The 23,542-nt window shown below is 64.2% G+C and carries 24 protein-coding genes; 20 read left to right on the top strand and 4 right to left on the bottom strand.

From position 1 onward, the window contains the following. Positions 1–79: 79 nt before the first annotated feature. From ACLV8F_RS20030 to ACLV8F_RS20050, 5 genes are all read left to right on the top strand, one after another. Positions 80–1,135: an ABC transporter substrate-binding protein gene (locus ACLV8F_RS20030; RefSeq protein ID WP_411885957.1), complete on the top strand. Its 1,056-nt coding sequence runs from the start codon at positions 80–82 to the stop codon at positions 1,133–1,135. A 79-nt stretch (positions 1,136–1,214) separates the two neighbouring features. After that, positions 1,215–2,312 (top strand): ABC transporter ATP-binding protein, encoded by a 1,098-nt coding sequence (locus tag ACLV8F_RS20035; protein WP_411885958.1) that lies wholly within the window; start codon positions 1,215–1,217, stop codon positions 2,310–2,312. Continuing rightward, a complete protein-coding gene (locus ACLV8F_RS20040) occupies positions 2,309–3,205 on the top strand; it encodes an ABC transporter permease (RefSeq protein WP_411885959.1) in 897 nt (298 codons plus the stop codon). The genes ACLV8F_RS20035 and ACLV8F_RS20040 overlap by 4 nt, the downstream gene beginning before the upstream one ends. Further along, entirely contained in the window at positions 3,205–4,047 is an 843-nt protein-coding gene (locus ACLV8F_RS20045) for an ABC transporter permease (protein ID WP_411885960.1), read from the top strand. The genes ACLV8F_RS20040 and ACLV8F_RS20045 overlap by 1 nt, the downstream gene beginning before the upstream one ends. Before the next feature lie 80 nt (positions 4,048–4,127). Next, positions 4,128–4,565: a universal stress protein gene (locus ACLV8F_RS20050; protein WP_411885961.1), complete on the top strand. Its 438-nt coding sequence runs from the start codon at positions 4,128–4,130 to the stop codon at positions 4,563–4,565. Positions 4,566–4,725: 160 nt separating this feature from the next. Here ACLV8F_RS20050 and ACLV8F_RS20055 read toward each other — a convergent pair whose 3' ends face one another. Then, the gene (locus ACLV8F_RS20055) at positions 4,726–5,697 is read right to left on the bottom strand and encodes a threo-3-hydroxy-L-aspartate ammonia-lyase (protein WP_411885962.1); all 972 of its coding nucleotides are present in this window, start codon (positions 5,695–5,697) and stop codon (positions 4,726–4,728) included. A gap of 151 nt (positions 5,698–5,848) precedes the next feature. Between ACLV8F_RS20055 and ACLV8F_RS20060 the strand changes: the two genes are divergently transcribed. The 4 genes from ACLV8F_RS20060 to ACLV8F_RS20075 all read left to right on the top strand — a co-directional run bounded on the left by ACLV8F_RS20060 (position 5,849) and on the right by ACLV8F_RS20075 (position 11,625). Further along, positions 5,849–7,693, top strand: coding sequence for a tetratricopeptide repeat protein (locus ACLV8F_RS20060; protein WP_411885963.1), 1,845 nt, complete (start codon positions 5,849–5,851; stop codon positions 7,691–7,693). Positions 7,694–7,711: 18 nt separating this feature from the next. Continuing rightward, positions 7,712–10,258 carry an FtsX-like permease family protein gene (locus ACLV8F_RS20065; RefSeq protein WP_411885964.1) on the top strand — a complete coding sequence of 849 codons (2,547 nt, stop codon included), beginning with the start codon at positions 7,712–7,714 and terminating at the stop codon, positions 10,256–10,258. Between the two features lie 224 nt (positions 10,259–10,482). Further along, the gene (locus ACLV8F_RS20070) at positions 10,483–10,944 is read left to right on the top strand and encodes a hypothetical protein (protein WP_411885965.1); all 462 of its coding nucleotides are present in this window, start codon (positions 10,483–10,485) and stop codon (positions 10,942–10,944) included. Positions 10,945–11,376: 432 nt separating this feature from the next. Further along, positions 11,377–11,625 carry a hypothetical protein gene (locus tag ACLV8F_RS20075; RefSeq protein ID WP_411885966.1) on the top strand — a complete coding sequence of 83 codons (249 nt, stop codon included), beginning with the start codon at positions 11,377–11,379 and terminating at the stop codon, positions 11,623–11,625. Positions 11,626–11,639: 14 nt separating this feature from the next. On the opposite strand, the gene ACLV8F_RS20080 is transcribed toward ACLV8F_RS20075, so the two are convergent. After that, the gene (locus tag ACLV8F_RS20080; RefSeq protein ID WP_411885967.1) at positions 11,640–12,563 is read right to left on the bottom strand and encodes a LysR family transcriptional regulator; all 924 of its coding nucleotides are present in this window, start codon (positions 12,561–12,563) and stop codon (positions 11,640–11,642) included. Between the two features lie 81 nt (positions 12,564–12,644). Between ACLV8F_RS20080 and ACLV8F_RS20085 the strand changes: the two genes are divergently transcribed. The 4 genes from ACLV8F_RS20085 (at position 12,645) to ACLV8F_RS20100 (ending at position 15,062) form a co-directional block, all read left to right on the top strand. Then, a complete protein-coding gene (locus ACLV8F_RS20085) occupies positions 12,645–13,067 on the top strand; it encodes a DoxX family protein (RefSeq protein ID WP_411885968.1) in 423 nt (140 codons plus the stop codon). Between the two features lie 21 nt (positions 13,068–13,088). Further along, positions 13,089–13,760 carry a glutathione S-transferase family protein gene (locus ACLV8F_RS20090; RefSeq protein ID WP_411885969.1) on the top strand — a complete coding sequence of 224 codons (672 nt, stop codon included), beginning with the start codon at positions 13,089–13,091 and terminating at the stop codon, positions 13,758–13,760. Positions 13,761–13,894: 134 nt separating this feature from the next. Continuing rightward, on the top strand, positions 13,895–14,179 hold the full coding sequence (locus ACLV8F_RS20095) for a hypothetical protein (RefSeq protein ID WP_411885970.1): 285 nt from the start codon (positions 13,895–13,897) through the stop codon (positions 14,177–14,179). Between the two features lie 133 nt (positions 14,180–14,312). Continuing rightward, entirely contained in the window at positions 14,313–15,062 is a 750-nt protein-coding gene (locus tag ACLV8F_RS20100; protein WP_411885971.1) for a Cthe_2314 family HEPN domain-containing protein, read from the top strand. A gap of 108 nt (positions 15,063–15,170) precedes the next feature. Here ACLV8F_RS20100 and ACLV8F_RS20105 read toward each other — a convergent pair whose 3' ends face one another. Beyond that, positions 15,171–16,184 (bottom strand): integron integrase, encoded by a 1,014-nt coding sequence (locus ACLV8F_RS20105; RefSeq protein WP_411885972.1) that lies wholly within the window; start codon positions 16,182–16,184, stop codon positions 15,171–15,173. Between the two features lie 992 nt (positions 16,185–17,176). On the opposite strand from ACLV8F_RS20105, the gene ACLV8F_RS20110 reads away from it, so the two are divergent. The 4 genes from ACLV8F_RS20110 to ACLV8F_RS20125 all read left to right on the top strand — a co-directional run bounded on the left by ACLV8F_RS20110 (position 17,177) and on the right by ACLV8F_RS20125 (position 19,567). Beyond that, complete coding sequence (locus ACLV8F_RS20110) at positions 17,177–17,893, top strand: hypothetical protein (RefSeq protein WP_411885973.1); 717 nt, start codon at positions 17,177–17,179, stop codon at positions 17,891–17,893. A 216-nt stretch (positions 17,894–18,109) separates the two neighbouring features. Then, positions 18,110–18,613, top strand: coding sequence for a hypothetical protein (locus ACLV8F_RS20115; protein ID WP_411885974.1), 504 nt, complete (start codon positions 18,110–18,112; stop codon positions 18,611–18,613). A gap of 159 nt (positions 18,614–18,772) precedes the next feature. Next, positions 18,773–18,907, top strand: a complete 135-nt coding sequence (locus ACLV8F_RS20120; protein ID WP_411885975.1) for a hypothetical protein — start codon at positions 18,773–18,775, stop codon at positions 18,905–18,907. A 177-nt stretch (positions 18,908–19,084) separates the two neighbouring features. Beyond that, on the top strand, positions 19,085–19,567 hold the full coding sequence (locus ACLV8F_RS20125) for a GreA/GreB family elongation factor (RefSeq protein ID WP_411885976.1): 483 nt from the start codon (positions 19,085–19,087) through the stop codon (positions 19,565–19,567). A gap of 89 nt (positions 19,568–19,656) precedes the next feature. On the opposite strand, the gene ACLV8F_RS20130 is transcribed toward ACLV8F_RS20125, so the two are convergent. After that, positions 19,657–20,550, bottom strand: coding sequence for a LysR family transcriptional regulator (locus ACLV8F_RS20130; protein ID WP_411885977.1), 894 nt, complete (start codon positions 20,548–20,550; stop codon positions 19,657–19,659). 147 nt (positions 20,551–20,697) lie between these two features. On the opposite strand from ACLV8F_RS20130, the gene ACLV8F_RS20135 reads away from it, so the two are divergent. The 3 genes from ACLV8F_RS20135 to ACLV8F_RS20145 all read left to right on the top strand — a co-directional run bounded on the left by ACLV8F_RS20135 (position 20,698) and on the right by ACLV8F_RS20145 (position 23,254). After that, positions 20,698–20,988 (top strand): DUF1127 domain-containing protein, encoded by a 291-nt coding sequence (locus ACLV8F_RS20135; RefSeq protein ID WP_411885978.1) that lies wholly within the window; start codon positions 20,698–20,700, stop codon positions 20,986–20,988. A gap of 62 nt (positions 20,989–21,050) precedes the next feature. Next, on the top strand, positions 21,051–22,130 hold the full coding sequence (locus tag ACLV8F_RS20140; RefSeq protein ID WP_411885979.1) for a PLP-dependent cysteine synthase family protein: 1,080 nt from the start codon (positions 21,051–21,053) through the stop codon (positions 22,128–22,130). Between the two features lie 8 nt (positions 22,131–22,138). After that, entirely contained in the window at positions 22,139–23,254 is a 1,116-nt protein-coding gene (locus tag ACLV8F_RS20145; RefSeq protein ID WP_411885980.1) for a lipocalin-like domain-containing protein, read from the top strand. The last annotated feature ends 288 nt before the right edge of the window (positions 23,255–23,542 follow it).

The following is a 23,542-nucleotide window of genomic DNA, read 5'->3' on the forward strand; positions in this document are numbered from 1 at the left end:
GGGATTTGGGGTGATCGAGGTTTCAGGGGAGTTATGGGATGTCAGTTCAACAGGAGTCAATGCAATGATGAACAAGTCAATGAACAAAACGGTCCGCAACCGCGCTGCGATGCTCGCAATGGTGATGGCCATGGCCGGCTTGTGGTGCGGCAACGCCGCGGCGCAGCTGACCATCGTGTCCTTCGGCGGCGCCTACCAGGAGGGCCAGAGCAAGGCGCTGTTCCAGCCCGCCGCCAAGGCGCTGGGCATCACCATCAAGGAAGAAACCTACACCGGCATCGCCGACCTGCGCCTGAAGGTCAAGGCCGGCGCCGTGACCTGGGACATCGTGGCAAGCGGCTCGGGCAGCGCGGCGCGCGCCGGCTCCGAAGGCTTGCTGGAGCCACTGGACTACAAGGCCATCGACGTCTCCTCCTTCGCGCCCGGCCTCACGCAGGAGTTCTGCGTGGGCGGCGACGTGTTCTCCACCGTGATGGCCTGGAACACCAAGACCTACGGCGACAAGGGCCCGCAGACCTGGGCCGACTTCTGGGACGTGAAAAAATTTCCCGGCAAGCGCTCCTACCGCAAGGGAGTGGCCGGCGCGCTGGAACCCGCGCTGATGGCCGACGGCGTGCCGCCCAACAAGGTCTACGAGGTGCTGTCGGCGCCCGGCGGCATTGAACGCGCCATCAAGAAGATCAAGGAGCTCAAACCCAGCATCGCCGTGTGGTGGTCGTCCGGCGCGCAGCATGCCCAGCTCATGAAGGACGGCGAGGTCGACATGATCACCGGCTGGAACGGACGCTTCGACGTGGTCGCCAAGGACGGCGCCAAGGTGGCCTACACCTTCAACCAGGCGCTGCTGGACTACGACTGCTTCGGCATTCCCAAGGGCGCGCCCAACAAGGCGCTGGCGGTCAAGTTCCTCAACGAGATCAGCAAGCCGCAGTACCAGGCCGAGTTCACCAAGTACATCACCTACGGGCCGACCAACAAAAAAGCCTATGACGGCCCGGCCATTCCCGCCGCCTACGCGAAGACGCTGCCCTCCTACCCGGACAACGCGGCCAAACAGTTGATCATCGACCTGAACTGGTATACCAAAAACGAGGCCAGGGCTTCCGAGCTGTACCAGAACATGCTGACCGAGTAAAAAGGCGGGTCGGCCCGTGCAGGCAAGGGCCGGTGGGATCACAGAACAAAACGAAGTCCAGAACAAAGAAGGCGTATCCATGAGCAACAAGTCGTCGCTGCCCATCACCCTCCGGCAAGTGACCAAGCGTTATGGCGCCTCCTATGCCCTGGACCACGTCGACCTGGACATCCGCAGCGGCGAATTCCTCACCCTGCTGGGCCCCTCAGGCTCCGGCAAGACCACGCTGCTCACGGTGCTGGCCGGCTTCACGCGGCCCGACAGCGGCAGCCTGAAGTTCGGCGACACCGAGGTCATCTGCACGCCGCCGCAAAAGCGCGGTGTCGGCATGGTGTTCCAGAACTACGCGCTCTTTCCGCACATGACGGTGGCCGGCAACGTGGGGTTTCCGCTGAAGCTGCGCGGCGTCAAGCGCGAGGAGATGGCGCGCCGCGTCGAGCATGCGCTGGAGATGGTGCGCCTGGGCGGCTATGGCGAGCGCGGCGTGCACCAGCTCTCGGGCGGGCAATGCCAGCGCGTGGCCCTGGCGCGCGCCATGGTCTTCGAGCCGCGCATCATGCTGATGGACGAGCCGCTCTCGGCCCTGGACAAGCAGCTGCGCGAGCACATGCAGATCGAGCTGCGCCAGCTGCACGACAAGCTGGGCATGACCACCGTCTACGTCACCCACGACCAGCGCGAGGCACTCACCATGTCCGACCGCGTCGCCGTGATCAACGGCGGGCGCATCGTCCAGCTCGACACGCCGCGCGCCCTCTATGAACGCCCGGCCAACCGCTTTGTGGCCGAGTTCATCGGCGAATCCAGCTTTGTGCCGGTGGCCGTGCGCGACGGTGCGGTGGTGCTCAACGGCGCGGCGCTTACCACACCCGACCACCCCGGCCAGGATGGGCCGCGCCTGCTGATGCTGCGGCCCGAACGCCTCAAGATTCTCACCGGCGGCATGGCCGCGCAGTTGGGCGCGGGCATCAACATCCTCAACGCCCGCGTGCACGCCACCGTCTACCAGGGCGACAGCTCGCTGGTGCAGGCGGCCCTGGCCGACGGCAGCATCGTCAGCGTGCGCGGCGCATCGGGCAGCAATGCCGGCCACGCCTGCCCCTCGGCCGGCGACATGCTCACGCTGGGCCTGGCGGTCGACGACACCGTGCTCTTGCCGCAGGAAGCCGCCGCATGAACGCCGCGGCCCACACCGCACCGAACGCCCACGCGCTCGCACGCAGCGCGCGCCGCGAGCGCTGGGCGCTGCTGTCACTGGTCTCGCCAGCCGTGCTGCTGGTCACTGTCATCATGGTGCTGCCCGTGGGCTGGCTGTTCTACCTCTCGGTGCTGTCCGACACCGGCAGCTTCAGCCTGGAGCACTACCGCCGCATGTGGGAGCAGCCCTCCTACGCGCGCACCTTCTGGGTCACCTTTGAAGTCAGCTTCCTGACCACCGGCATCTGCATCCTGCTGGGCTACCCCCTGGCCTATTTCCTGTCGGAGCTGCCCAAGCGCGCGGCGAACCTCTGCATGATCGCCGTGCTGCTGCCGCTGTGGACCTCGCTGCTGGTGCGCACCTATGCCTGGCTGGTGCTGCTGCAGCGGCGCGGCCTCATCAATAGCTGGGGCATGGAACTGGGCCTGTGGAACGAGCCGCTGGAACTCGTGCACAACCTGACCGGCACGCTCATCGGCACGGTGCACGTGATGCTGCCTTTCATCGTGCTGCCGCTGTATGCCTGCATGCGCGGCATCAACCGCGATTACCTCAAGGCCGCAGCCAACCTGGGCGCATCACCGACGCGTACCTTCTGGCAGATTTTCTTCCCGCTCTCCATCCCGGGCCTGGCGACCGGATCGCTGATCGTCTTCATCCTGTGCCTGGGTTTTTACATCACGCCCGCGGTGCTGGGCGGCGGCAAGGTCATCATGGTGTCCAGCCGCATCGCCAACGACATCGAGATTTTCTTCAACTGGGGCGCCGCCAGCGCGCTGGGTGTGGTGCTCCTGCTGCTGACGCTGCTGCTCATCCTCGCGGCGTCGCGCCTGGTCAGGCTCGAAGACGCCCTGCGCGACAGGGGAACGTGATGGGAAAACAGAAGAACAACAACAGCTGGCTGAGCCGGCCTGTCACCGAAACGCAGATCAGCCGCGGCGGCCGGCTCTGGCTTTACGTCATTGCGACGCTGGTCATGATCTTCCTGGTCATGCCCACGCTGCTGGTGATTCCCATGAGTTTTTCCAACTCGCAGTACCTGGAATTTCCGCCCCGCCAATGGTCGCTGCGCTGGTACCAAAGCTACTTCAGCTCGACCTCCTGGATGCAGGCCACGGCCACTTCGCTGAAAGCCGGCGTGCTGACCGCCCTGGTCGCCACGCCGCTGGGCACCATGGCCGCCTACGGCCTGCTGGTCTCGCGCATACGCCACGCCGGCTACCTGACCCTGCTGCTGCTCACACCCATGGTGGTGCCCGTCATCCTGATCGGCATCGGCGTGTTCTACGCCTACGTCAAGCTGCAGCTCGTCAACACCCTGGCCGGCCTGGTGCTGGCCCACAGCATGCTCGCCATCCCGGTGGTCATGATGGTCGTCAGCTCCGCCCTGAAAACCTTCGACCTCAACCAGGAAATGGTCGCCCGCAGCCTGGGCGCCTCGCGCCTCGAAGCCTTCCGCATGGTCACCTTCCCGCAGATACGCTTTTCCATCTTCACCGGCGCCGTGCTGGCCTTCCTCACCTCCTTCGACGAAATCATCGTCTCGCTTTTCGTCTCAGGCGGCGACCACTCCACCCTCACCCGCAACATGTTCAATGCCCTGCGCGACCAGGTAGACCCCACCATCGCGGCCATCTCAACCCTGATCGTGGCCTGCACTTCGCTGATGCTGGCGGTGACGCAGTTTGTTGGAAAACCAGGACGGCCCCGCTAGCGCCGGGGTGGCCGATTGACTGCCTCCGCCGGCAGGCATATTCTTCAATATGCCCAGTCACCTTATTCAGGAGGTACACCATGTACAAGAGAATTTTGCTGGCTTACGACGGTTCCACGACGGGCCAGAAGGCCTTGCTGGATTGCCGCGACATCGCGCAGTGGAGCCAGGCGTCGTTGACGCTGATTGCCGTGATGCCGCTGCAGCGGCAGGTGGTCGCGGCGGAGGGCGTGATCTATGAAAAAAGCGTCATTGAGGAAGACAGGGACAAATACCGGGGCATCCTCAACGACGGCTTGCGGCGGCTGATGGAATCAGGCCATGAGGCGCAAGGCGAGGTGCTGTACGGCGAAACCGTGGATGAAATCGCCCGCTACGCGCGGCAGCTTGAAGCCGACCTGATTGTGGTCGGGCACAAGCACCTCGAAGGCTGGGCGGCGCGCTGGTGGCGCGGCTCGGTGTCCAAATCGCTGATCGCGGATGCGCCTTGCAGCGTGCTGGTGGTCATTACCCGCTGAGCTGGGCGCCCCTCGAAAAGCCCTCCTGGCGTTGTTGCGCCGCCTTGCCGTGCTGTAACACTGTCTGCGGCGGCGCGCCTGGCCAGGACCGCTTCGCCGGGCTTTGTGAGCGGCGCCAAGTCCCGGGAAATGAATCGGCGGCCCAGGATGTTGGTCAAAATCAGCGCGTGCCCAACAGCTCCGCGTAACGCGTCAAATCCACATTGCCGCCGCTCACGATGACGCCTATGCGCTCGCCCTTGGCGGGCGGCTTGTCTTCGAGCGCCTTGCAGGCACCCGCGAAGGACAGGCAGCCCGTGGGCTCGACCACCATCTTCATGCGCTCCGCGAAAAAGCGCATGGCGTCCACCAGCTGCGCGTCGCTCACGGTGAGGATGTCGTCGACGTCGCGGCGGATGATGGCGAAGGTGTAGTTGCCCAGGTATTGGGTTTGCGCGCCGTCGGCAATGGTTTGGGGGGTGGCGATGCGCACGATGCTGCCGCTGCGCAGCGACTGCAGGCCGTCGTCGCCGGCTTCGGGCTCCACGCCGTAGACCTTGCACTGGGGTGCGAGCGCGCGGGCCGCGAGGGCCGAGCCGCCGGTGAGGCCGCCGCCGCCCAGGCAGATGTAGAGGCGGTCCAGCGCGCCGGCCTCTTCGAACAATTCCTTGGCGGCCGTGCCCTGGCCGGCGATCACGTCGGGGTGGTCGTAGGGCGGGATCAGCGTCATGCCGCGCTCGGCGGCCAGGCCTTTGGTCAGGGCCTCGCGGTCTTCGGTGAAGCGGTCATACAGCACCACTTCAGCGCCGTAGCCGCGCGTGGCGGCCAGCTTGGCGGCGGGTGCGTCCTGCGGCATCACGATGACCGCGGGCATGCCCAGCATGCGCGCCGACAAGGCCACCGCCTGCGCGTGGTTGCCGGATGAAAAGGCGATGGCGCCGGCTTTGCGCTGCGCGGTGTCGAACTTCGACAGCGCATTGAAGGCGCCGCGAAACTTGAAGGCGCCCATGCGCTGGAAGTTTTCGCATTTGAAGAAAAATTGGGCGCCCCAGCGCGCCTCGGCGGTGGCCGATTGCAGCACCGGCGTGCGGTGCGCGTGGCCTTCAATGCGCGCGGCGGCGTCTATCACGTCCTGGTAGGTGGGCAGTTGCATGGGGTATCGGCTTTCCTGGAAATGGCGGGGGGCATGAAGAAGATGCGGGGGTGCGGCACGGGACCGGCAAGTGCGATTGATGATAGCCCAGCCGGGCGAATCAGGTACGCCCCGGCAGGCGCGTAAACGGCCAGTTATAGTCAGTATCGCCATGCCTGACACCCCCGCCCCGCCCCTGGAAATCACCCCCAGCCACATCCCCGAGGACCTGGCGGCCGTGCAGCGGCTACTGGACCAATCACAGCTTGAAGACGCTCAGGCCGCATTGCAAGGCGTGCTGCGGCAGCGTCCCGAAGACGCGCTGGTGCGGGTGTTCTCGGCGCTGCTGGCGCGCATCAGGCAGCAGTTTGCGCAAAGCCGCAGTGAAGTCGAATACGCGCTCAAACTCAAGCCGCAATTTTTCCCGGCCTGGATAGAGCTGGCCCGGCTGGAGCGCGCCACCGGCCGGCTCGCCGAGGCCTCCGAGGCTTATCGTCGCGCGCACAACCTGTTGTCGCAAGCGAACGATGGATTGCTGGAATGGCATGCGCTGCTGTACGACACCGGCCGCCACGCCGAGTCCCTGCCGGTGATCGAATTGCTGGCCCAGCGCCAGCCGGATGACGTGGCGGTCAGCCTGCACCGCGCGTCCACCCTGCAGCACCTGGAGCGGCATGCCGAGGCGGCGGCCATTTACGAACCGCTGCTGGCGCACGCCCCGCAGTTCCCCTTGCTGCGCAACAACTATGCGGCCGCGCTGATGAACACCGGCCGGCAGGACGAGGCCCAGGCCATCTTCGAGCAGGAGGTCGCGGACCATCCCGACAATGCGCTGGCGCGCGTCAACCTGGCCGCGCTGCTGCGCATGCGCTTTGACCTGGAAGGCGCCGAGGCAGAGCTGCGCAAAGCCTGCGCGCTGGCGCCCGGTTACGCCATCGCGCACAACAACCTGGGCCTGCTGCTCAAGGAATACCAGCGCTGGGACGAGGCCGAGGCCTGCTTCAGGCACGCGCTCGCGCTCGATGCGGGCTACGCCGGCGCGCGCTGGAACCTGGCCATGCACAGGCTGCTGCTCGGCGATTTCACCGAGGGCTGGCCGCTGCACGAGGCGCGCTGGGCCGGCGCGCCCGAGTTGCGCACCCTGGCCTCGGAGATTCGCCACCCCCGCTGGCAGGGCGAACCGTTGCGGGGCCGGACACTGCTGGTGTGGGGCGAACAAGGCGCCGGCGACATCCTGCAATTCGCGCGCTACCTGCCGCGCCTGGCCGAGCGGGTGCATGCGGAGGGCGGACGGCTGCTGGTGTGTGCCTACCAGCCGCTGCAGTCGCTGCTGAACCGCAGCTTCAGGGGCTTGCTGGACGGCCCGGTTTTTGACGACCGCAAGGCCTCCGCGCCCTTTGATTGCCATTGCCCGCTGCTGTCATTGCCCCTGCACCTGGGCCTGGGCGCCGACGACATGGCGATGCCCGCGCCTTACCTGCGGCCCGAGTCCCGCCGGATCGAGCACTGGAAAAAACGCCTGGCCGGCGACCGCAAGCTGCGCGTCGGCCTGGCCTGGAGCGGCAGCCTCACGCACCAGCGCAACCCGCTGCGCGCCGTGGGTGTCGATGCGTACACCCGCTTCGCCGACGTTCCCGGCCTGAGTTTTTACAGCCTGCAGTTCGGTGCGGCCGACGATGTGGCACAAGCCCGCGCGGCCGGCCTCAAGCTCGCCGACCTGACGCCGGAGATGGAAGACTTCAACGACTCGGCCGCCTTCATCACGCAACTGGACCTGGTCGTCAGCGTCTGCACCTCCACTGCCCACCTGGCCGGCGCGCTGGGCGTGCCCTGCTGGGTGCCGCTGGACGTGAACCCGCATTGGGTCTGGCTGCTGGGGCGCGAGGACAGTCCCTGGTACCCGCATACACGCCTGTTCCGCCAGCAGCGCTACCGCGAATGGGAGCCCGTGCTGCACAAGCTGCACGATACCCTGCGGCAGTGGGCGCAAGGCACGCTGCCGCAAGCGCGCGGCTGATACCGGATCCACCTTCCCATGCTCGCCCTGCTTTCCACTTTTTCCTGGCGCGAGTTGCAGCACCACCCCTGGCGCAATGCCGCCGCGGCGGCCGCCGTGATGCTGGGCGTGGCGCTGGCGTTTTCGGTGCAGTTGATCAACGCTTCGGCGCTCAGCGAGTTTTCGCAGGCGGTGCGCGCCGTCAACGGCCAGCCCGACCTGGAGTTGCGCGCCGTGCAGGGCGGCTTTGACGAAAGCCTGTACCAGCGCGTGGCGGCCGACGCGCAGGTCGCGCTGGCCAGCCCGGTGCTGGAACTCAGCACCTATGCGGCCACGCAGTCCACGGACGGCAAGGCCGCGCGCCTGCCGCTGCGCATCATCGGCGTGGACGTGCTCGCCGTGGCCGCGATGGCGCCGGCCCTGATGCCGGTGCCGTCGTCCAACGCCGAACGCTTCGCGCTGTTCGCGCCGGGCACGGTGTTTTTGAACCCGGCCGCGCGGCAGCTGTTCAACAGCCCCACGCTGCGCCTGCAAAGCGGCCTTGAATTGCGTGAGGTGGCCGTGGCCGGCAGCGTGGGCGCGGGCGGCGGGCCGCTGGCGGTGATGGACATCGCGGCCGCGCAAGACCTTTTCGGCAAGGGCGGCCAGCTCTCGCGCATCGACCTGCGGCTCAAGCCCGGCGCCGAGGCGCAGCGTTTCATCGCCGCGCTGCAACTGCCGCCCGGCATCACCGCCACCGCGCCGGGCGACGCGGCCGAACGCGTGAGCAACCTTTCGCGCGCCTACCGCGTCAACCTCACGGTGCTGGCGCTGGTGGCGCTGTTCACCGGCGCCTTCCTGGTGTTCTCGGTGCTGTCGCTCAGCGTCGCCAAACGCGCGCAGCAGTTCGCGCTGCTGGGCGTGCTGGGGTTGACGGGCCGCGAACGCCTGCAGCTGGTGCTGGCCGAATCCGTGCTGCTGGGCCTGGTGGGCAGCGTGCTGGGCATTGCGCTGGGCACGGCGCTGGCCGCGCTGGCGCTGCGGCTGCTGGGCGGCGACCTGGGTGGCGGCTACTTCTCGGGCGTCGCGCCCAGCCTGCAATGGAACGGCGCGGCGGCATTGACCTACGGCGCGCTGGGCGTGCTGGCGGCGGCGGTGGGCGGCTGGTGGCCGGCGCGCGCCGCGCAAAAGTTGCCGCCGGCGCAAACCCTCAAGGGCCTGGGCGCCGCGGCCGGCAAGGGCAAAGGCCACTGGCTCAGCATCGCGCTGGTCGCGGCAGGCGGCCTGCTGGCGCTGGTGCCGCCGCTGTTCGGCATCCCGCTGGCCGCCTATGTGGCCGTAGGTTTGCTGCTGGTGGGCGGCATCACGGCCCTGCCCTGGCTGATCGCGCTGCTCTACGACAGGCTCAGCCCGCACGTCGCCAACCGCCTCTTGCCGCTGCTGGCGGTGGAGCGCGCGCGCCGCGTGCGCGAAAGCGCGGCCGTGGCCGTCAGCGGCGTCGTGGCCTCGCTGAGCCTGGCGGTGGCGCTGACGGTAATGGTGGCGAGCTTTCGCGAGTCGGTCACACGCTGGCTGGACGTGGTGCTGCCGGCCGACCTGTATGTGCGCACGGCGCTGGGCAGTTCGGCCAGCGACACCGCGTACTTCTCGCCCGAATTTGTGCAAGCCCTGGGCAGCCTGCCCGGCGTGGCGCGTGTGGGCGCGGCGCGCACCGTGCAATTGCTGCTGGACCCGGCCAGGCCGGCCGTCACGCTGATCGCGCGGCCGCTGGACGACCCGGCTACCGCGCTGCCGCTGGTGGGCCGCCTGTTGGCCGTGCCGGCCGGTCACATCGGCATCTATGTGAGTGAGCCCATGGTGGACCTGTATGGCGCGCGCCCCGGCACCGTCTTTCAGCCGCTCACGCAGTCCTTGCAGTCCACCGTGGGAACAGCGGCGCGCCCGTTTTACGTGGCCGGCGTCTGGCGCGACTACGCGCGCCAGTTCGGCGCGATCGCGATGGCCCGCGCCGACTTCGAACGGCTGACCGGCGACCACCGCGCCAACGACCTGGCGCTGTGGCTGGACGGCAGCGCGGGCGATGCGCAGGTGCAGCAGGGCGTGCGCGCGCTGGCCGAACGGCAATCGGGCGCCGGCGCGCTGCTGGAGCTGGCCTCGGTCAGCGAGCTGCGCGCAACCTCGCTGAAGATTTTCGACCGCAGCTTCGCGGTGACCTACTGGCTGCAGGCGGTGGCCATTGCCATCGGCCTTTTCGGCGTGGCGGCCAGCTTCAGCGCGCAGGTGCTGGCGCGCCGCAAGGAGTTCGGCCTGCTGGCGCACCTGGGCCTGACGCGGCGGCAAATCCTGGCCGTGGTAGCCGGCGAAGGCGCGGCCTGGACGCTCATAGGCGCACTGGCCGGCCTCACGCTGGGGCTGGCGGTGTCCACCGTGCTGGTCTACGTGGTGAACCCGCAAAGCTTTCACTGGACCATGGACCTGATGGCGCCCTGGCTGCGCCTGGGCCTGCTGTGCGCGGCGGTGGTGGTGGCCGGCACGCTGACCGCCTGGCTGGCCGGTCGCGCGGCCGCCGGCAAGGACGCGGTGCTGGCGGTGAAGGAAGACTGGTAGGACGCAGCGCACTGCCTGTCTTGAGCCGAGCTTGAGGCAGGCGGCCGGTGCACTCAACCGCATCGTCCTACAGCGGCCGGGGCCGGTTTCCCACGCAGTGCGGCCCGCGCGCGCACCAGACTGTTCACATGACGATTCGAATCAAACCCGAGTCAGCCACTCGCCCCCTTCTTTTATCCCTTCACGCATGGGAGCAAGCGATGAGCAACAGCACCCCCTCCACTATGAATACCCATAACGCTTCCCACACCAACACCCACGCGGGCTCCGCAGGTACGCTGACGTCCCTGCCGCCGCGCATGACGACGCGCCTGGCCCACGGCCTGCTGGCCACCCGCAATGAGGACGGCAGCGTCACGCTAGAGATGCCTAAGCCGCTCACGCTGCAGGCCGAAGAACTCGAAGAACTGGTCACCGGCCTGGCCGGCATGCGCGCCGAGCTGGACCCGCCCTACCCGCTGGACTGCCCGCCCCTGTGCGCGCTGGAGCCTTGCTACACGCCGCGCCACTGGGTGGCCTGCGACCCGCTGACCGGCAAGATCCTGCTCTTTATCCGCCACCACCTGTTCGGCTGGCTGGGCATTGTGCAGACACCCGAAGGCGCGCTGGAGATGCTCAAGTCGGTGGCCGCCGAGATGAAGCAGCTCGAAATGTCAGAACGCAGCCCGGGCCAGGGCCTGCACTGAGCGCGTCGTCCGCAGTCATCACCTGGTTTTCAATCTGGGAATTCGCGGAGGATTTATATCCGCAGATTACGCAGATTTACACAGATTGAAGACAGAATATTTTGTTCAAACTCATTCCGGTGTGCATACGGTTCACACAACTGGAAGTGATGGTCTTTATCTGCGTAAATCCGTGAAATCTGCGGATTACTTTATCTTTGCCAGCCACGAAGTCTTTGCACTCATCAAATCCGGGGCGCTGCACAGAAGTGATGGACTAAAGAACTAAAAACCTGGCTGCTTAGTTTTTGCCAATGCGAGCGCCTTCGAATGAAGGCGCTTTCTTTTGCTTACCTATCGACACGCTTTTGTCCCGCAATTGTCATCACGGCGCTGCCGCGCGCTTCTACCATGGAGGCATCACCCCAAGAAATCACATCAGAGGTCTTCACCATGGCAACCGCCAAAGCACCGCCACATGACTACCGCATTGAAAACGTCGACGCGGCCAACGGCAGCCTGTTGCCGCCCAGCAGTTCCAGGCATCTCTTCGCGGATTACTCCCTGGCCGTCGCGGTCGCCGTGAAAAGCGTGGCCGACCCGACGCGGCAGGAAGTGCGCGTGGTTCATATTCCCAGCGGGGAAGTTGTCTTCCGCACTTCCGGAACTTCGGGCACCTCCGGTGCCAGCCAGGCGTTTTGAAATATCGGTCGACTTCAGGCCAGCCGCACGCTGGCCGCGAAATGGTCGTAGACCACGGCGATTCTTCGCAGGTGGCGCGATTCAGGATGCGCCAGCAGCCACAGGTCTGACTCGCAGCCCTCCAGCGTATCGCCCAGCGGCACCAGCGCCGGTTCCCCGGCCAGCATGAAGACGGGCACGACGCCCACCCCCAGCCCCGCCTTGATCGCATCCATCACCGCCACGATGCCGTCCGCATGATGGCGCGGCGTGACCTTGGGCAGTTGCTTGCGCCGCCACAGCACTGAGGGGTGCTCGGGCAAGGATTCATCGGGCGCTATCCAGTCAAAGCCTGCGAGCGCGTCCGTCGCCTGTGCCTTCTTCGCCGATGACAAGGCCCTGGCCTGCTCCTTCAAACCGCACAGCACAAAACGCACCGTTCCCAGCTTGCGCCCCACCAGGTGGTCGGGCGGCTTGCGCGTGGCGCGCAGGGCCAGGTCGGCATCGCGCCGGCTCAGGCTGGCCAGTTCGTTGCCGGTCCGCATGTCGAGTTGCAGCAGCGGGTGCTGCGCGAGCAGGGGCTTCAGCGAAGGCAGCACCAGGCCGCGCAACACCGCATCGGTGGTGGTGAGCCGCACGCGGCCGGCCACGCCTTCGTGCGGCCGCTGGGCGCTGGCGCGCGCGGCCTCGAGTTCGGCTTCGATGCGCTCGGCGTGCTGCACCAGGCCCAGCATGGGCTCGGTCGGCAGGTAGCCCAGGCGCGACCGTTCAAAGAGGCGCTGGCCCAGGCTTTTTTCGATGCGCTGCACCGAACGGAACACCGTCGATGCGTCAGCCCCCAGCCGCCGCGCCGCCTCGGCCAGGGTGGCGCCGCGCACCAGCGCCAGCAGGGTTTGCAGGTCGTAGGCAGTGAGCGCGTTCTGCGATTTATCTTGCGTTTTTGCAATCAATGATTTCATTGTTGCCAATTTACATTGTTTTTTCGCAAACATACAGTAGCGGCTCATTCAACTTCACGCCTTTTGCCGGGCGCTTGCACCATGACCACCACCGCTTCTGAAACCCTCGCCGCCCGCCACGGCGCCACGCTGCTTCGCATCGCCCTGGGCACCATGTGGATCACCCACGCGCTGCTGAAAATTTTCGTCTTCACCCTGCCCGGCACGGCGCAGTTCTTCGAGTCGGCCGGCCTGCCCGGCTTCGTGGCCTATGTGGTGGTCGCGGCCGAACTGGCCGGCGGCGCCGCCTTGCTGCTGGGCTTTTACGGCCGCCAGGCATCGCTGTTGCTGGCGCCCGTGCTGGCGGTGGTCGTCTGGGTGCACTGGCCCAACGGCTGGGTCTTCACCAGCCCCAAGGGCGGCTGGGAATATCCGCTGTTCCTGCTGGTCGCCTCGCTGGCGCAATGGCTGCTCGGTGACGGCGCCTGGGCCGCGCGGCGCAGCCGCCTGCTGGTGCCCCGCTGAGGCACGCGAGGAGCCCACACCATGAAACTCACCCTGATCAGCCACACACTGTGCCCCTACGTCCAGCGCGCGGCCATCGTGCTCGCCGAAAAAAGCGTGGCCTTTGAGCGCCGCGACGTGGACCTTGCAAACAAACCCGACTGGTTCAAGGCCGCCTCGCCGCTGGGCAAAACGCCGGTGCTTCTGGTGGACAGCGACGCGATTTTTGAATCCGCCGTGATCTGCGAATACCTGGACGACACGCTGCTGCCGCGCCTGCACCCGGGCGACGCGCTCAAGCGCGCGCAGCACCGGGCGTGGGTGGAGTTCGGCTCCAGCGTGCTGGCCACCATCGCCGCTTTTTACAACGCGCCTGATGCAGCCGCGCTGGAAAGCCGCCGCGCAGAACTTGCCGGCAAGTTCGCGCAACTGGAGGCCGTGCTGCCGGCGCAAGGTCCTTATTTTTCAGGCACCGGTTTCAGCATCGTTGATGCCGTGTTCGGCCCGGTCTTTCGCTATTTCGACGTGCTGGAGAGGGCCGGTGAAACGGGGTTCTTTGAGAAATTACCCAAAGTTCGTGCCTGGCGCGCCGTCCTCGCGGCGCGCCCGTCAATCCAGCAAGCCGTGGGTAGCGCTTATGCCAAAGAGCTGCACCACTTCTTCCTGGCCCGCGGCTCTGAACTCTCGCGCCGCATCGTGGAGCATGAAGATTGAGCCTGATGCTATAAAGCGGATGGCTGCTTTCGGCCAGGAGCTGCCATACACGCTTGCCGCAAAGCGGTCATTCGAACGGCTGATTTTCTTTGCGAGCCGCCGGTTATGCTCCTCAGCAACTCAAAGGTACAAAAATGGCCCGTCATGAAGTCAAATCGTTCAGGGTGAAAATTAACCCCTCGGGCAAGTCGGTTCAAGTTGTGATCGAAACCGAGCTCCAGAAGCCCTACAAATTCGAGCTCACTCCTGACGTTAACTATCCAACGGTGCAGGATATTGAGGAAAAGCTGAAGGCGGCTTTGAATCACTGTGTCGAAACATATGAAAAGGTGGACGTCAGCGTTTTCAAAGAACGCTCCTACGTGTCGATCAATGTGAAAGATTTCATTAACACCAGATTTTCAGGAAATGCAGGGTAAGGAGAGCGGCAATGGGGCAGCGCCTTCGACAACCGCCACAGCCTCGAGGACTTCGAGTAGCAAGCCGAGCGTTGGAAGCAGGTCATCGACGCATTAGGTGTCCGCTTCGGCTATGGCAATAGGTGAACCATCCATGACTTCGCCCCCCACGTTTCTTGAGCATCTTGCGGTTCAGCCGCTTCTGCCATATCTGCGGGATTACGCGATCAAGGGCCTGCACGAGTTGAGGGTCCAAGAGAACGGCGGCAAGTTCATAGCCACCCGCAAGGAAAGTTACGCCGCGCAGGTCATGGAGCGCGTCGACGCGCTAGAGAACTGCGTCAGGTCGCTGCGACTAGCGTTGAATTTCATCTTGGATCTAGACAAAGATCAATCCGACGCGACATACCTGTACCAGTACCACTACGAGAATTTCTTGCTGCGGCTCACCGGTATCGTTGACCGCGCCTACCGTCTCATCGGCACGTCGCTTTGCTTGAACCCAGTCAAGCTGGACAAGATCTCGGCGAACCAGTTCGTTGCGAAAGCCGTCGTCACCGACTATGCCGACCTGTACCGCTTGCTAATGAAGCTGTCGGATGCGGTGGCGCTGCACAAGACGACTCGGAACTCGATCGCACACTCGGCGGCCTACACCTCTCGAGAGCTAGGCTTGTTCACAGCCGCCACATCGATGGAATTAGAGCTCGGCAAAATCGACATCGGCGACCTCATGGGGCACTACTTTTCCAAGGGCGGCGTCGGCTTAGCTCAGCTCATCGCGGAGATGGTGTCGTGTGTCCAAGCGCTGTTGGACGCGCTAGCGCCAATCTACGAGACGGCCATCGGAGGCGATGCGAGCGGATCCGTTTGCGATACCCGCGGACACAAAGTTGGCAGCTGAGCGACTGCTTCTCGGTGCGCTGTTTCTAGTAGCCGACTGGCGGCTCAGGGCCCATTGCAGCAGTCGGTAAGATGACGGCTTTCGGCCAATAGGAGACTTACGACTGCCTCAGCTCAAAGCAGATATTCCTTGCTCACCAGTGATCGAATCCAGCGGACTCATTGTCTGCCCGGCCTCAACCTTCAGCACATGCGTGTAAATCATGGTGGTGCTCACATCAGAGTGGCCGAGCAGTTCCTGCACCGTGCGGATGTCGGTTCCCGCCTGCAGGAGATGGGTGGCGAAGCTGTGGCGCAGCGTGTGCACCGATACCGGCCTGACGATGCCGGCAAGCTTGACCGCCCGCTTCAGGCTGCGCTGCAATCGCTCTTCATACAGATGATGACGGCGCTCTATGCCACTGCGCGGGTCGGTGGACAGCGTGGGTGAAGGAAACATCCAGAACCAACCCCAGCTCTGGCCAAATCTGGGGTATTTCACGCTCAATGCGTCAGGCACTTGCACGCCCGCACGTTGGGCCTCCCGGTCGGCCTCCCAGGTGGCGCGTGCGGCAAGCATTTGCAGCCGCAGCGCAGGGGCCAGTGAGCGCGGAAGCATCACCACGCGGTCCTTGTTGCCCTTGGCTTCACGCACGATGATCACATGGCGCTCAAAGTCAACATCGTTGACGCGCAAACGTATACGCTCCATCCGCCGCATGCCCGTGCCGTAGAGCAAGCGCGCCAGCAGGGCGCACTCTCCATCCATCGCTGCCAGCAAACCGGCAACTTCGTCCTTGGTCAGCACTGAGGGAATCCGCCGCGCGCGGGTCGGTCGGTTGATGTTGTAGAGCCAGGGCAGATCGACGCCAAGCACCTCCCGGTATAAGAACAGCAACGCGCTCAGGGCCTGGTTGTGTGTGGATGCTGAAACCTTGCGTTCCGTGGCCAACATAGTCAGAAAGTCCTCAACCTCCTTCGCCCCCCTGTCGCGCGGATGCTTCAAACCATGCCAGCGGATGAAAAAACGCACCCAGTACACATAGAGCCTCTCGGTGCTGAAGCTATAGTGAAGATAGCGAATCCGCTCCCTGACCTGATCGAGCAAGCGGGTCGATTGCAGCGGTGGGTTGCCGGGTTTCATGGAAGGATTTATACCTGTATGAAAATACATTTGCCGAAAACCCAATAAACAAGAGGCTTTCGGACGATTTTAATGACCAAGTTAAACCTCAGCCGCCAAGTTAGACCGCAGGTTTTTCGGTCTAAATTACGTTAAAGCTCACGTGAACATCATCGCACTCCTAGCAGGTCTTGGTTTGTGTGTCATCTTCGCGGTGCCGTTCGGGCTTATGGTTTTGGGAGTTGGGTTCGCTCCGGAGCCGCAGAAGACCATCGGTTCATACGTGATGTTGCTGGCACCTCTGGTTCCCTCAGGCTTTATCGCCGCCTACCTTGCAAGGGGGCGTCCAGTGCTGGTGGCGACGGCTGTCGGAGTTATCGCAGTGTCTGTGTTCTGGGCTCTTGCACCTGGGCCCATGCCGTGGTTCCTGGTGGAGGAGCACTCCGTCATTACCATCGGAGCTCAGGCTGCTTACCAGGCGCTCCTTTATGTTGGCGTAGCGAGCGCGGCGGGGTGGGGAGCTTCGGCCATGAAGCGGAGGCGCAGAACATGAGCTTTAACATGTCAACCCAGTCGGACGCCTTCGGCGCCGCTGGTCTCCAACGTTATGCCGCGCTCTGAAGCTATTCGCTATCTCTACACCGCTTGGTTCCGCGATACCTGCGCGTTGCCTGGAGACCAGGACTGTGAATGGCCCGCCTGCTTCGTGGTGGTCGCGACAACGGAGGCCAGTGCGCAAACCTGGGGTGACCATCTCTCGCATTCGTTCAGCCATCGGCGAGGTACTGAGGAGTTTCTAACGTCAAAGGTCGAGCCAGCGCCTGAGGGCAGTGAAGGCTTACCCGTTGTGGAAGTTGGCCACGATGCAAGCGACGGAGACATCGGGTGGTGAACGGGCTCGCTACGCGCCAAACGGCCGCATCTGTTGCGGCTCTGCATAACATGTCATTCGAGCAGACCGCCTGCGGCGTCCGCTCACCTTCACGTTATGTCTCAGTGATCGAGATTCTTTCATGCCAAAAATAATACGCATTGCCATCGGTATGGCGCTGTTCGCTGTGATGGCGTTCGCACCAGTAGTTTCGGCGCAACCGTACACGGTTGAGTCGATCCCAGCCTCAAAACGGTCAGAGATGGTGACGCTAACGTCTCACTATACGTACCCCTTTAAAGCGGCAGCTTGGCCTATAGGTGCGGGAATCCTGGCGGGGTCCTATCGACCTGAGCGTGAGAATGATGAAGGCGTGTTCTACCGCGGCGAGAATCGCTCCGTCGTGGTTAGAGGTTTAGAGGGCAAGACGTCGGTGAAGCGGTACGCGCTTATGGTCGGTGGCTTCTGGATGCCAAAGGCCAAGAATGCCAAGCCAAAAATCTACTTCTACGTGGAGAAGTCATACCCTTCAGTGGATGACTTGGCCGAACTGGCTTTGCCTGCTGCCGCGCCTACAGACATGGACGCCGCCAAGGCGCTGGGACTAGCGCCTGGCAATTCAGCTAGTACAGTCGGGAATGCGGTTAGCGCCAATCCGCAGCTCACAGGGGCCGCGCTAGGGCGCGTGGTTCTCGGCGCAAGCATCGGCGCCGCGCTCGTGGACGCCTATCTTTTGGCGTCGATCACAGGCAACGAGGGGAAAATCAACTTCTGGTGGATGCCCATCGAGGACGCCGAGTTTCTCGCAGGCGTATCGCAAGCGCACGTGCAGGCGATGAATGGTTCGCCGTGGCCGTAGAACATCTTCCAAAAAAGATGGGCGCCTCCGTTGAGACATAACATGTCAATCGACACGGACCCACAACGGCAGGAGGCGGCTTCGCCGCTATTGTTGGTGGTCCGGTCATTTATACGTTGGGTGACTGTTTTCCTAGAGCATAGATGTCCGCTTTGGGCCCGTTCTGGACATTAGTAAGATGACGGCTTTCGGCCATAAGCGGACATGCAACGCCCTATGAAAATCAGCTACTCCATCAAGCTCCCGACGGCAACAGCTGTGCCGCCGCGTGAGAAGCTCTACCCTTACGAATACAACGAGTTTTGCCTTTATCTTCCAGAGGATTGGAAGCAATTGCCTACTCCAGAAGAGCGTACCTTTAACTGGTACTCCGAGCCTGCGCAAGCGGGCATCTCGGTCAGCGCTGACTTCTACGAAGTGCCGGAAAGCAAATGGGCAGACTTTGCGGAAGTGAATCTTAATAGCCGGCATCAGGCGTTCCTCAAGGTGTCGGACGGCAAGGTGAATGTTGTTCAGCGTAGCGTGAAACCCTATTCTGGAGGCGGAGGGCTTGAGCTGAGCTACGTCGCGCACGATTCTCAGATGACGTATTTGTATCTGGGCTATGTCACCTTAAGAAAAATCTTTAACTTCACGCTTACTTGCGGCGCGGATACAGCTGCGGCGGTTGACCTATACAACAAGAGTATGCAGGAGCGGCTGAGGGTCAAGATACCGTAGTGATGTCCGCTGTGGCCCAATGCCGACCTCGGATAGCATTTCAACTTTCGGCCAATAGCAGACGTAGAGTTTCAAACGTGAAGCAAAAAAAAGAATCAGACATCATCACCGCAACCGAGGAGACCTGCGGTCTGCCGTGGACAGAACTTTTCGCATTGAATGGCAGCATTCATTGGCAGCGAAAGTGCAGGCGGACAAGTCTTTCTTCACATGATTGATGATGACCAATTGGTGGATGCTGCATTGAGGTTGTTACGCCAGCAAGGTAAAACTCGCAACGATGGCGGCGCATAACGGCCAGAAGCAGACATCAGAACCCGCAGGGGCATTTATAGTGCTTCCGCGCAGTACGGCAGGCGGCAAGAATGAACGCTGACGGCGCACTGCCGGAAGTGCAATCGGTTCGACGGCTGGAGGAGCCCTTCATAATTAAGGCCTTCCCCCGCTCGTTTGATATCCCTACCTTCCGTCATGAATAAATTCTCGCTGCAACAGCTGGTGCTGAAACGGCTCGCCGATGACCTGCTGCACGCCGAAGATGCAGTGCGGGTGGCACACGAAACGGCGACCCACGCAGAAAATATCGCCGAAAACAAATACGACACATTGGGACTCGAAGCCGCCTACCTGGCCACCGGCCAGGTTCGGCGCGCCGAAGCCATCCGCCAGGCGATGGCCAAGTGGCGCCAATTCCGCCCGCGTCCCTACGACGCCAGCAAAGGGATACAGCTCGGCGCGCTGGTCTGCCTGGTCGATTCCGACGACAAGCAGCAACAGCTCTTTCTCGGCCCGGATGGGGGCAGCATGCAGTTGGGCAGCGGCAATCAGCTGGTTCAGGTCATCAGCATGGAAGCCCCTTTGGGCAGGGCCATGCTGGGCAAATGCGAGGGTGATGGTGTGTCGATACAGGTCGCGGCAATCCGACAGCAGTTTGAGGTGCTGCGGGTTCATTGAGCCGTGAACGACTCCTCTGGGCCCAAATCAGTCATGAAAATTGCGCCGCACCGCATCAGCGCCTTGACCTGCGGAGACCGGACGCTCGCTCACGCCTGACGGAAGGTCGCCAGGATCGTGAGCAGGTTGCGCGTGGCGCCGTCCAGCGCATCGGGCGGCCGGTGCACCATGGCCGTGTGCCGGGTCAGCGCGGGCTTGAGCGGCAGCAACTGCACGTCATGCAGCACGGTAGGCTCTTCCTGTGATTGCTCCCTCGGCAGCACCGCCGCGCCATAGCCCGCAGCCACCAGGCTTTTGATGGCTTCGGAGTAGTTGAGCTCAATGCGCGCGCGTGGCGTGAAACCCGCGTCGGCAAACCAGGCCATGGTCATGCGGTACATGTGGGTGGGCGTTTCGTTGAAGATCAGCGGCTTGCCGGCCAGCCATGCCGGTGTGGCGTGTTTCGGCGCCTTCCAGCGTTTGGGCACAAAGGCCATCATCGGGTCGCTGCGCCAGGGCGTGACCACCATGCCGCGCTGCGCGGGCGGCGGCGTGGCGACCAGGCCCACATCCAGCGTGCCCTGCAGCAGCCGCTCCATGGTGTCGGCCGAGCCCAGGATGCTGACCTCGACGTCGATGTCGGGATGGGCCTGCTCCATGGCCTTGAGCACCTGCGGCAAAAAGTAGACCAGCACCCCGGTGGTGGTGCCCAGACGCACGCGGCCGGTACGGCCCTCGACGTGGCGCTTCACCGCATCGACCGCGTCGTCGGCATCGCGCAGCAGGCGGCGCGCCCGCTCGACCAGCACGGCGCCCGCCGGTGTGGGCTCCACCTTGCGGCCGCCGCGCACCACCAGCGGCGTGCCCAGCCGGCTTTCGAGTTCACTCACGTGCAGGCTGACGGTGGGCTGCGCCAGGTGCAGGCCCTGCGCCGCAGCCGAGAAAGTGCCCAGGTCGGTGATGGCGACCAGGGTGCGCAGCTGGTCCAGGTTCAATTCACGCATGGAAGGTGCTTCATAAGTTGCCTCATCAGGAATGCTGATAGTTTTCATCAGAAAACTCAACTTCCACAATACCAGAATAAATTGCACCATGGGCGCCTGGCTTGATTCAAGGGCCATCACACCGTCACACCCCACAAGGAGCATCCCATGCCGTCCGCCGCCATTCCCACCGTCACACCGGGCCTCACGCTCGCGGGCGGCCTGCACCGCCTCGCGGCTTTGCCGGCGGCCTTGCTCAGGCTGGGCCGTCAACTCAGCGACGCCTGGTTCAGGGAAGCGCCACACGCAGGCGTGCCCGGTGGGCACGCACCCACCCGTTTGCAGCGCGACGAACTCATGGCCATGAGCAGCCATGAACTCAGCGACCTGGGCATTGGCCGCAGCGAGATCCCGGCCCTGCTTGGCGAGCCTTCCTCCTGGCGGTCCAGCCGGTACTGAAGCCCGGCCTCGCCGGCATTGGCGGCATTGGCGGCAACAGGGCTTGCTGCGAGAATCAGGCCATGACAGCCCCAACCTCCGGCAGCCCCTGGCTCAGCGCCGCCATCGCCCGCATTGAAGCCGACTACCAGCGCAGCGCCGACACCCACCTGATTCCCCTGCCCCTGCCGGAGTTCGCCGCGCGCGGCATCGACTTCTACCTCAAGGACGAATCGACGCACCCGACCGGCAGCCTCAAGCACCGGCTGGCGCGCTCGCTGTTTTTGTATGCGCTGTGCAACGGCCTGATCCATGAAAGCTCCACCATCGTGGAAGCCTCCAGCGGCTCCACCGCGGTCAGCGAGGCTTACTTCGCGCGCTTGCTGGGCCTGCCCTTTATCGCGGTGATGCCGCGCAGCACCTCGCCCGAAAAAATCGCGCAGATCGAGTTCTACGGCGGGCGCTGCCACTGGGTGGACAGCGCCGTGCAGGTGTATGACGAAGCCCGCAAGCTGGCACAGGAAACCGGCGGCCACTACATGGACCAGTTCACCTATGCCGAGCGCGCCACCGACTGGCGCGGCAACAACAACATCGCCGAAAGCATGTTCAGCCAGATGGCACGAGAACGGCATCCCGTGCCGCGCTGGATCGTGGTCGGCGCGGGCACGGGCGGCACCAGCGCCACCATTGGCCGCTATGTGCGCTACCAGCGCCACGAGAGCCGGCTCTGCGTGGCCGACCCGGCCGGCTCGGTCTTCGCGGCCTACCACCGCAGCGGTGACGCCAGCCTGACCGGCACGGGCTCGCGCATCGAGGGCATTGGCCGGCCGCGCGTGGAGGCCAGCTTTATCCGCACGGTGATTGACCGCATGGTGGAAGTGGCCGACGTGGATTCGCTGGCCGCCATGCAGGCGCTCTCGCAGTTGCTGGGCCGCCGCGTCGGGCCGTCCACCGGCACCAACCTGGTCGGCATGCTGACGCTGGCGCACGAGATGCTGGCGCGCGGCGAACAGGGCTCCATCCTGTCGCTGCTCTGCGATTCGGGCGAGCGCTATTTGCCGACGTACCACAACGCCCAGTGGGTCAGCGACAGGATGGGCGACTGCGCGGCCGCCCTGGCCCACATCGGCCAACTCATGCGGCCCGCGCCCGCCGCCTGAAGAAACCCATGCCGCTGCCACCCCTGCGCCCCTCGCCCGCCCTTCCCGCCATGCTGGCCAGGCGCGGCCTGTTGCTGGCCGGCGCCGCGCTGGCAGGAATGGGCGCAGTACCCGGCCCGGCCCAGGCGCTGCCCGCGAAGGTGCTGGTATTTCCGCGCGACCGCGGCGCCCATCCCGCGTTTCGCACCGAGTGGTGGTACATCACGGGCCATGCCACCGCCACCGAAGCGGGGCAGCGCAGCTTCGGCTTCCAGCTGACTTTTTTCCGCTCGCGCGTGGACGCGACCCAGGGCATGGCCTCGAAGTTCGCCGCCAAACAACTGGTCTTTGCCCACGCCGCCATCACCGACGTGCAGGGCAAAAAACTCTGGCATGACCAGCGCATCGCGCGCGACGGCTTCGGCGTGGCCGCCGCCAGCGAACGCGACATGGACCTCAAGCTGCGCGACTGGTCGCTGAAAGCCGAGGGCGGCAAGTACATCGCCGAACTGCCGTCCGCCGACTTCGCGCTCAAGCTCGCCTTTGAAGAAACGCAAGCCGTCCTGCTGCAGGGCAAACAAGGCCTGTCGCGCAAAGGCCCGGAAGAAAAGCAGGCCAGCTATTACTACAGCCAGCCGCAACTCGCCACGCGCGGCAGCGTGCAGCTCAAGGGCCAGACCTTCGCCGTGAGCGGCAAAGCCTGGCTGGACCACGAGTGGAGCGAAGAAATCCTGCACCCCGACGCCGCCGGCTGGGACTGGATAGGCATGAACCTCACCGACGGCAGCGCCCTGACCGCCTTCCGCCTGCGCGGCAAGGACGGCGGCACGCTGTGGGACGGCGGCTCTTTTCGCTCACCCAAAGGCGGGCTCTACACCTTCAGCCGCGGCGAAGTGATTTTTAAACCCGTGCGCAACTGGAAAAGCCCGCTGACACAAACCACCTACCCGGTCGAATGGATAGTGCGCACCCCCGCCGATTTTTATACCGTGCGCGCCGTCATCGACAACCAGGAACTCGACAGCCGCCAGTCCACGGGGGCGATCTATTGGGAAGGGTTGAGTGAGTTGATCGACAGCAACGGCAAGGTGGTGGGGATGGGGTATCTTGAGATGACGGGGTATGCGCAGCCGTTGCGGATGTGAGGTGGTCTTGCCGGGTCTTGCTCCGGCTTGCGCGCCCTCGCCCTTTGCATAGGGTTGCTGGCCGGGTCTCGCCCCGGCGGGCGAGGCACTTTTCTTTGCTTCGCCAAAGAAAAGTACCCAAAAGAAAGGCGGCCCTGGTTGCTGCGTCCCTCCGCTTCGCTGCGGGCAACCTGCGGTGCTCGGTTCAGGCGGGGTCTCGCTAAACTCGCTACGCTCAAACAACGCGATCCCTGATCCGCCTGAACCTGCGCTCCTCGGCGCATCCACAAGGGGCAATCGGGAACGGGA

The sequence above is a fragment of the Polaromonas sp. YR568 genome (assembly GCF_943369675.1).
In the GTDB taxonomy this organism is placed as follows: Bacteria; Pseudomonadota; Gammaproteobacteria; order Burkholderiales; family Burkholderiaceae_C; genus Polaromonas.

Excerpts from the sequence above, each read along its gene's own strand:
- ACLV8F_RS20030 (WP_411885957.1), top strand. The coding sequence starts at position 80 with ATGAACAAAACGGTCCGCAACCGCGCTGCGATGCTCGCAATGGTGATG.
- ACLV8F_RS20035 (WP_411885958.1), top strand. The coding sequence starts at position 1,215 with ATGAGCAACAAGTCGTCGCTGCCCATCACCCTCCGGCAAGTGACCAAG.
- ACLV8F_RS20040 (WP_411885959.1), top strand. The coding sequence starts at position 2,309 with ATGAACGCCGCGGCCCACACCGCACCGAACGCCCACGCGCTCGCACGC.
- ACLV8F_RS20045 (WP_411885960.1), top strand. The coding sequence starts at position 3,205 with ATGGGAAAACAGAAGAACAACAACAGCTGGCTGAGCCGGCCTGTCACC.
- ACLV8F_RS20050 (WP_411885961.1), top strand. The coding sequence starts at position 4,128 with ATGTACAAGAGAATTTTGCTGGCTTACGACGGTTCCACGACGGGCCAG.
- ACLV8F_RS20055 (WP_411885962.1), bottom strand. The coding sequence starts at position 5,697 with ATGCAACTGCCCACCTACCAGGACGTGATAGACGCCGCCGCGCGCATT.
- ACLV8F_RS20060 (WP_411885963.1), top strand. The coding sequence starts at position 5,849 with ATGCCTGACACCCCCGCCCCGCCCCTGGAAATCACCCCCAGCCACATC.
- ACLV8F_RS20065 (WP_411885964.1), top strand. The coding sequence starts at position 7,712 with ATGCTCGCCCTGCTTTCCACTTTTTCCTGGCGCGAGTTGCAGCACCAC.
- ACLV8F_RS20070 (WP_411885965.1), top strand. The coding sequence starts at position 10,483 with ATGAATACCCATAACGCTTCCCACACCAACACCCACGCGGGCTCCGCA.
- ACLV8F_RS20075 (WP_411885966.1), top strand. The coding sequence starts at position 11,377 with ATGGCAACCGCCAAAGCACCGCCACATGACTACCGCATTGAAAACGTC.
- ACLV8F_RS20080 (WP_411885967.1), bottom strand. The coding sequence starts at position 12,563 with ATGAAATCATTGATTGCAAAAACGCAAGATAAATCGCAGAACGCGCTC.
- ACLV8F_RS20085 (WP_411885968.1), top strand. The coding sequence starts at position 12,645 with ATGACCACCACCGCTTCTGAAACCCTCGCCGCCCGCCACGGCGCCACG.
- ACLV8F_RS20090 (WP_411885969.1), top strand. The coding sequence starts at position 13,089 with ATGAAACTCACCCTGATCAGCCACACACTGTGCCCCTACGTCCAGCGC.
- ACLV8F_RS20095 (WP_411885970.1), top strand. The coding sequence starts at position 13,895 with ATGGCCCGTCATGAAGTCAAATCGTTCAGGGTGAAAATTAACCCCTCG.
- ACLV8F_RS20100 (WP_411885971.1), top strand. The coding sequence starts at position 14,313 with ATGACTTCGCCCCCCACGTTTCTTGAGCATCTTGCGGTTCAGCCGCTT.
- ACLV8F_RS20105 (WP_411885972.1), bottom strand. The coding sequence starts at position 16,184 with ATGAAACCCGGCAACCCACCGCTGCAATCGACCCGCTTGCTCGATCAG.
- ACLV8F_RS20110 (WP_411885973.1), top strand. The coding sequence starts at position 17,177 with ATGCCAAAAATAATACGCATTGCCATCGGTATGGCGCTGTTCGCTGTG.
- ACLV8F_RS20115 (WP_411885974.1), top strand. The coding sequence starts at position 18,110 with ATGAAAATCAGCTACTCCATCAAGCTCCCGACGGCAACAGCTGTGCCG.
- ACLV8F_RS20120 (WP_411885975.1), top strand. The coding sequence starts at position 18,773 with ATGGCAGCATTCATTGGCAGCGAAAGTGCAGGCGGACAAGTCTTTCTT.
- ACLV8F_RS20125 (WP_411885976.1), top strand. The coding sequence starts at position 19,085 with ATGAATAAATTCTCGCTGCAACAGCTGGTGCTGAAACGGCTCGCCGAT.
- ACLV8F_RS20130 (WP_411885977.1), bottom strand. The coding sequence starts at position 20,550 with ATGCGTGAATTGAACCTGGACCAGCTGCGCACCCTGGTCGCCATCACC.
- ACLV8F_RS20135 (WP_411885978.1), top strand. The coding sequence starts at position 20,698 with ATGCCGTCCGCCGCCATTCCCACCGTCACACCGGGCCTCACGCTCGCG.
- ACLV8F_RS20140 (WP_411885979.1), top strand. The coding sequence starts at position 21,051 with ATGACAGCCCCAACCTCCGGCAGCCCCTGGCTCAGCGCCGCCATCGCC.
- ACLV8F_RS20145 (WP_411885980.1), top strand. The coding sequence starts at position 22,139 with ATGCCGCTGCCACCCCTGCGCCCCTCGCCCGCCCTTCCCGCCATGCTG.